Origin of the sequence: Stenotrophomonas sp. A3_2, from assembly GCF_036624925.1 — a bacterium.
GTDB classification, from domain to species: domain Bacteria; phylum Pseudomonadota; class Gammaproteobacteria; order Xanthomonadales; family Xanthomonadaceae; genus Stenotrophomonas; species Stenotrophomonas hibiscicola.
Genome location: NZ_JAZKVY010000091.1, coordinates 1 through 340, shown reverse-complemented (window position 1 = coordinate 340; position 340 = coordinate 1). Strand labels below are relative to the sequence as shown.

Sequence of the window (340 nt, the reverse complement as noted above, 5' to 3'; positions counted from 1 at the left end):
ACCGACCGCGCGCTGGAGGAGGCAATTCACGCACTCATCGCCGATCTCGCCGCCGCGCGCGAAATGGCGAGGCGAGGTGAGCGCCTTCGCGACGGGATGACCGTTGCGATCCTCGGCGCCCCGAACGTCGGCAAGTCGACTTTGCTGAATGCCCTCGCTGGGCGCGACGTCGCCATCGTCTCCGACCGGCCGGGCACGACGCGAGACGCGGTGGAAGCCCGGCTCGAGGTGGCCGGCGTCCCCATTACGCTTGTGGATACGGCAGGCATTCGGACCACCGACGATCCTCTTGAAGCCGAGGGCGTCCGCCGTGCTCACGCCAAAGCTGGGGATGCCGACC

1 protein-coding gene is annotated in these 340 nt (G+C 68.8%); it reads left to right on the top strand.

Annotated features, from left to right (window positions below; genetic code table 11):
* Positions 1-340 (top strand): GTPase (locus tag R5H29_RS01540; protein WP_332328631.1); only part of this gene is annotated, 340 nt, incomplete at both ends.